The organism is Streptomyces sp. NPDC029216 (genome assembly GCF_040648015.1).
Lineage (GTDB): Bacteria > Actinomycetota > Actinomycetes > Streptomycetales > Streptomycetaceae > Streptomyces.
The window spans coordinates 1-5936 of the sequence record NZ_JBEZWL010000246.1 but is presented as its reverse complement, the minus strand read 5'-3'; the positions used below and the strand labels follow the sequence as shown (position 1 = coordinate 5936).

General features: G+C 71.7%; 5 protein-coding genes. 4 read left to right on the top strand and 1 reads right to left on the bottom strand.

Annotated features, from left to right (window positions below; all coding sequences use genetic code 11):
• The first annotated feature begins 6 nt into the window (after positions 1-6).
• Positions 7-1998 (top strand): transglycosylase domain-containing protein, encoded by a 1992-nt coding sequence (locus tag AB0F18_RS38105; RefSeq protein WP_362069804.1) that lies wholly within the window; start codon positions 7-9, stop codon positions 1996-1998.
• Between the two features lie 57 nt (positions 1999-2055).
• On the opposite strand, the gene AB0F18_RS38100 is transcribed toward AB0F18_RS38105, so the two are convergent.
• Positions 2056-3291: a hypothetical protein gene (locus tag AB0F18_RS38100; protein WP_362069801.1), complete on the bottom strand. Its 1236-nt coding sequence runs from the start codon at positions 3289-3291 to the stop codon at positions 2056-2058.
• Positions 3292-3712: 421 nt separating this feature from the next.
• On the opposite strand from AB0F18_RS38100, the gene AB0F18_RS38095 reads away from it, so the two are divergent.
• The 3 genes from AB0F18_RS38095 (at position 3713) to AB0F18_RS38085 (ending at position 5903) form a co-directional block, all read left to right on the top strand.
• Positions 3713-4720: a glutathione S-transferase C-terminal domain-containing protein gene (locus AB0F18_RS38095; protein ID WP_362069798.1), complete on the top strand. Its 1008-nt coding sequence runs from the start codon at positions 3713-3715 to the stop codon at positions 4718-4720.
• A gap of 81 nt (positions 4721-4801) precedes the next feature.
• Complete coding sequence (locus tag AB0F18_RS38090) at positions 4802-5344, top strand: hypothetical protein (protein ID WP_362069795.1); 543 nt, start codon at positions 4802-4804, stop codon at positions 5342-5344.
• A 1-nt stretch (position 5345) separates the two neighbouring features.
• Positions 5346-5903: a hypothetical protein gene (locus AB0F18_RS38085; protein ID WP_362069792.1), complete on the top strand. Its 558-nt coding sequence runs from the start codon at positions 5346-5348 to the stop codon at positions 5901-5903.
• The last annotated feature ends 33 nt before the right edge of the window (positions 5904-5936 follow it).

Genomic DNA, 5936 nt, shown 5'->3' with positions numbered 1-5936 from the left:
CTGCTGCTGCGGTTGCGGCCCCTGCTGCGGCGACTGCGGCCCCTGCTGCGGCGGATGCGGCCCGCGTACCCGAGGCCCGGGCGCAGCGGCTGGCGCCGGTGGATTCCGTCCTGGCGCCAGTGGCTGGGCGCCTGCCTGTACGTGTTCATAGGCCTGGTCGGCTTCGTCTCGCTCGCGTACGCCACTACCGACATACCGGATGATCTCAACTCATTCGCCACACAACAGGACAACGTCTACTACTGGGCCGACGGCTCCACCATGGCCCGGACCGGCTGGGTCAGCCGGCAGGAGATGCCCCTGGACAAGGTGCCCCCCAAGGTCCAGGGAGCCGTGCTCGCGGCCGAGAACGCCAGCTTCTACTCGGACCCCGGGGTCTCCCCCTCCGGCGTGCTGCGCGCCGTGCGCGCCGCGCTGACGGGCGGCGAGACCCAGGGCGGTTCCACCATCACGCAGCAGTACGTGAAGAACGCCTACCTGAACCAGGACCGCACCCTCTCGCGGAAGTTCACCGAGATACTCCTCGCCCTGAAGCTGGACAACCAGACGGGCAAGAAGCAGATCCTGCAGGACTACCTCAACACCAGCTGGTTCGGGCGCGGCACCTACGGCATCCAGCGCGCCTCCCAGGCGTACTACGGCAAGGACGTCTCGAAGCTCAACGCCAGCGAGGGCGCCTTCCTGGCCTCCCTGCTCAAGGGCGCGGGTCTCTACGACCCCTCCCTCGGCGAGGAGAACCACAAGCGGGCCGTGGAACGCTGGAGCTGGATCCTGGACCGCATGGTGGACACCGGCCAGCTCTCGGCCGCTGAGCGGGCCACGTACACGAAGTTCCCGGAGCCCACGGGCCCGGGCACGGCCGGCACGCCCGGCGCCCAGAACGGCTACCTGGTGGAGCTGGCCAAGGCCTACGCGATCAAGGCCGGGCACATCAAGGACTCCGACTTCGACCTCGGCGGCTACCAGATCTACACGACCTTCGACCAGTCCCGCATGGCGGCGCTGACCGAGGCCGTGCAGAAGGCGCAGAAGGACTTCGACGCGGAGAAGCGGCCCGGCACCGACACGCACGCGAAGATCGGCGCGGCGAGCGTCGCCCCGGACGGCCGGCTGCTCGCGGTCTACGGCGGCCCCGACTACCTCAAGCAGGGCTTCAACCAGGCGAACTCGACGACGATCCCGGTCGGGACGGCGTTCACCCCGCTCGTCTACGCCGCGGCCCTGGAGGAGGGGGTGGTGCGCACGCGCGGCAAGGACCGTACGCCGGTCTCCCCCACCACGGTGTACGACGGCAACGACCAGGTGACGGTGCAGACGCCCGAGGGCCCGTACTGGGACCGCAGCGGCAAGGTGGTCAAGGGCCGCAACGACGGGAACCGGAACTGGGGCCAGGTGACCCTCCAGCAGGCGGTCGCCGACTCCGTCAACACGCCCATGCTCCAGCTGGGGCTGGACGTCGGGCTCGACCGGGTGGAGACGTTCGCGGAGCACGCGGGCCTGCTGCCGTCGAGCCTCGGGACTCGGATCCCGGCCTTCTCGCTCGGGGAGAACTCCAAGCCCAGCGCGATCCGGATGGCCGGCGCCTACGCGACCTTCGCGGCGGACGGCATGCACACCGACCCGTACTCGGTGCGCTCCGTCTCCCGCAACGGCACGGCGGTGCCGCTGGACGCGCCGAAGCCGGTCCGGGCGATGTCGGCGAAGACGGCCCGCTCGGTGACGGAGGCCCTGCGGGAGGCCGTCACCGAGGGGTCGGCGAAGACGGCGGCCAAGGCGCACCCCGGTGCGGCGGGCAAGACCGGGACGACCGCCGCGAACACGGCGGGCTGGTTCGTGGCGAACACCGAGAAGGAGTCCACGGCGGTGGTGGTCTACCGGATGGCGCTGACCGACCTGATCGCGCTGCCGCTGACGGGGCTGGGCGGGGACGCGCCGGGCACGCCGGGCAGCGAGCGGGCGGTGCGGCTGTGGTCGGAGTACATCAAGGCGGTGAAGTAGAACGGGCCGGGGGCGGGTCCGGGGCCCTTCGAGGCCCCGCGCCCGCCCCCGGCTCCGCTACTTGACCAGGGTCTTCCAGTCGGGGGCCTGCGCGGGGTCGAGCATGCGCAGCTGCGCCAGGACCTTCGGGTCCTGGGCGTCGAGCCAGTCCGACAGTTCCTTGAAGGACACGCAGCGGACGTCCTGGCGCGGGCAGACGTCCCTCATCACGTCCTCGACGGCCTTCATGTAGATGCCGCCGTTCCAGTCCTCGAAGTGGTTGCCGACGAACATGGGCGCCCGGCTGCCGTTGTAGACGCGGTTGAAGCCGTTCATGTACGAGGCGCGGGTCTGCGCCTCCCAGCCCGCGTACTTCGCCGGGTCGCCCTTGGTGGAGTCGCCGGACTGGTTGTAGAGGAAGTTGAAGTCCATGGAGAGGACCTGCAGCTCCTTGCCCTGGAGGGGAACCAGCTGGAGGGGGAAGTTCCAGATGTCGTTCTGCTTGGAGGGCCACAGCTGGAAGTCGCCCGAGGAGCTCGCGTCGTAGCGCCAGCCGTAGGGCTTGATCGCGGTGAGGAGGTTCTTCTGGCCCTCCAGGCAGGGCGCGCGGCCTCCGACGACCTCGCGGTCCGGGTCGAAGGGCAGGGGCGCTTCCTTGGTGAAGCCGGTGTTGGTCTTCCAGTTCTTGACGAACGCGTACGTCTGGTCGATCTCGCTCTTCCACTCGGCGGGGCTCCAGTCCCCGCCGCCCTTGGGGCCGCAGAAGTGCCCGTTGAAGTGCGATCCGATCTCGTCGCCGTCGGTCCAGGCGCCGCGCAGCTGGGCCAGCGTGGACTTCACGTGCGGGACCGTCGGGTAGGAGATGGCCGCCGCGCCCTGGCCGTGCTGCGGCGGGCGGTAGAGCATCTTCTTCGAGTCGGGCAGCAGGTAGATGCCCGTCAGGAAGAAGGTCATGTGGGCGTTGCTCTCCTTGGCCACCTGCCGGAAGTGCGAGAAGAGGTGGTCATCGCCTTCCAGAGCGCCGTCCCAGGAGAAGACCACGAACTGCGGCGGCTTCTCGCCGGGCTTGAGCTTCTCCGGCTTGAGCTGGCCGGGCTGCGGTCCGGTGTAGGAGGTGGAGCCGTCGCCCAGCACCTTGACCTTGCCGTCCCAGGGCTCCTCCGCGCCCTTGGCGGCGGCGGCCGCGTCGGCCGCGCTGCCCGAGGCCGCGAGCTTCGCGTCGCGCTGGGCGGCGCCCGAGGCGCCGCCCAGGGTGAAGGCGTACGCCGTGGCCGCCGCTCCCCCGATGGCGACGACGGCTATGGCTATGCCCAGGCGTTTGCGGCTCCGCGCCTTCCGCTGGAGCTTGCGGGCACTCCGGGACTCCGCCCGGGTGCCCGGAGCGGTGTCGGTGTCGGCCATCGCTGTCGTCCCCCCTGATCACCGCAGCCGGGCCGCCGCGCATGGATGGTTCGTACGAATATAGAACTTGTCGGCACTCTTTCCGCACGCCGGACCCCCCACGTCCGTCGCTTCACAGCCACCCCACAGCCCGTCCGGGAAAATCGGCGCACGCGCCTCCACTCCTTCCCGGAACGATCCGCTCCATTCGGGCCGCGCGGACGGCTCCCGGAGCTGCGGGAGCGGGCGCGGCCGTCCCCGCCGGGGGCGTGCGCCGCCCCGGGCGGCCGGCTCACCGCCGGGCCGGGACCGACCGGCCGCGTTCAGCGCGGCCGTCGCGGGGTAGGCGCCCGGCGTGAGCTACGTGACCCCCGGCAAGGACTTCTCCCGCGACACCCGGTACCTGACGACGCGGATCACCGCCGACGGCCGTGACGGCTACCGCGTGGAACCCGGGCGCTACCGCCTGGTGATCAGCCGGGCCTGCCCGTGGGCGAGCCGGGCGGTGGTCGTACGGCGGCTCCTCGGACTGGAGGAGGCCCTGCCGATGGCCATAGCGGGGCCGGTGCACGACGAGCGCAGCTGGAGCTTCGACCTCGATCCGGGCGGGCGCGACCCGGTGCTCGGCATCGAGCGGCTCCAGGAGGCCTATCTCGCCCGCGACCCCGGCTACGACCGGGGGATCACGGTGCCGGCGATCGTGGACGTCCCGACCGGGCAGGTGGTCACCAACGACTTCCCGCAGATCACCCTCGACATGTCGCTCCAGTGGGCGCCCCATCACCGCGCGGGCGCGCCCGCGCTCTACCCCGAGGCGCTGCGCCCGCAGATCGACTCCGTGAACGAGGTGGTCTACCGGGACGTGAACAACGGGGTCTACCGGGCGGGGTTCGCGGGCTCCCAGGAGGCGTACGCCGAGGCGTTCCGGCGGCTCTTCGACCGGCTCGACTGGCTCTCCGAGCGGCTGGCGGGGGCCCGCTACCTCGTCGGCGACAGCATCACGGAGGCCGACGTGCGGCTGTTCACCACGCTCGTGCGCTTCGACGCCGTCTACCACGGCCACTTCAAGTGCAACCTGCGCAAGCTGAGCGAGATGCCGGTGCTGTGGGCGTACGCGCGGGACCTGTTCCAGACGCCCGGTTTCGGCGACACCGTCGACTTCGACCACATCAAACGGCACTACTACCTGGTGCACTCGGACATCAACCCCACCGGCATCGTGCCGGCCGGCCCCGACCCGCAGGGCTGGCTCGCCCCGCACGGCCGCGCCGCCCTGGGCGGGCGCCCGTTCGGCGACGGCACCGCCCCCGGCCCCGTACCGCCCGGGGAGGCGGTGCCGCCGGCCCACAATCCGCTCGGCTGACGCGCCGCTGCTGGTTTGTCCACCGACCGGGTGGGCAGCCGCGCCCGTACAGGCACCAGGCGCCCGGGACGGAGGACCGAGATGTCGACCAGCACACTCATAGCCGTGATCGTGGTCGGGGTGATCGTGGTGCTCGCCATCACCGTGACCCTGGCGCTGCTCGCGCGACGGCGTCACCTGCGCCACCGTTTCGGACCGGAGTACGAGCGCGCGGTCGAGGAGAAGGGCGGCGTACTGGCCGCCGAGCGGGACCTGCGCGCCCGCGAGGTACGGCACGACAAGCTCGACATCAGGGAACTGCCCCCGGAGCGGCGGAGCCAGTACGCCGACCGGTGGAGCGAGGTCCAGGAGCACTTCGTGGACCAGCCGGCGGGCTCGGTCGACGAGGCCGACGAGCTGGTGGCGAAGCTGATGAGGGAGCGCGGCTACCCGACCGACGGGTACAGCGGCGCCGTCCGCGACCTGTCCGTGGAGCACGGGCGGACGCTGGAGCACTTCCGGGCCGCGCACGAGGTCAGGTCGCGCAGCGCGGACGGGCGGGCGACGACGGAGGAACTGCGCGCGGCGATGGTGCACTACCGCGCCCTGTTCGACGAACTGCTGACAGACCAGAGGAGCCGGTGACATGGGCACCCACGACGACACAGAGCGGGGCTCGGTCCCCCTGACCACGGAGGACATCGCAGGTCCGGACGCGGCCGGCGGCCCGGACGCGGGCCCTCCGGTCTACCCGGGCGAGGGTACCGGGCAGGACCTCTCCGGCCGCTCCGCCGGCGGCCGGGACGAGGAGGACGAGGGGTTCACGGCCGGCCGGGACGAGGAGGAGCCGGCGTCCGCTTCGTCCGGCATGCCGGCAGACCGGCCGGACGACGGGGCGGACGACGGGGCGGACGGGGCCGGTCACAGCGGTGACGGACAGCCGCTGCTCGCGGCCGAGGACGCCGAGCGGTACCGGACGGCCTGGGGCGAGATCCAGGGCCGCTTCGTCGACGACCCGCGGGACGCGGTCACCTCGGCGGACACCCTGGTGGCCGAGGTGATGCAGGACCTCGCCGGCACCTTCGCCTCGCACAAGCAGGAGCTGGAGGGCCAGTGGCAGCGCGGTGACGACGTGGCGACGGAGGACCTGCGCCAGGCCCTCCAGCACTACCGCTCCTTCTTCAACCGGCTGCTGAACGCCTGAGCCCCCGTACGTCGAGGCGCCGCCGGCCCCGGG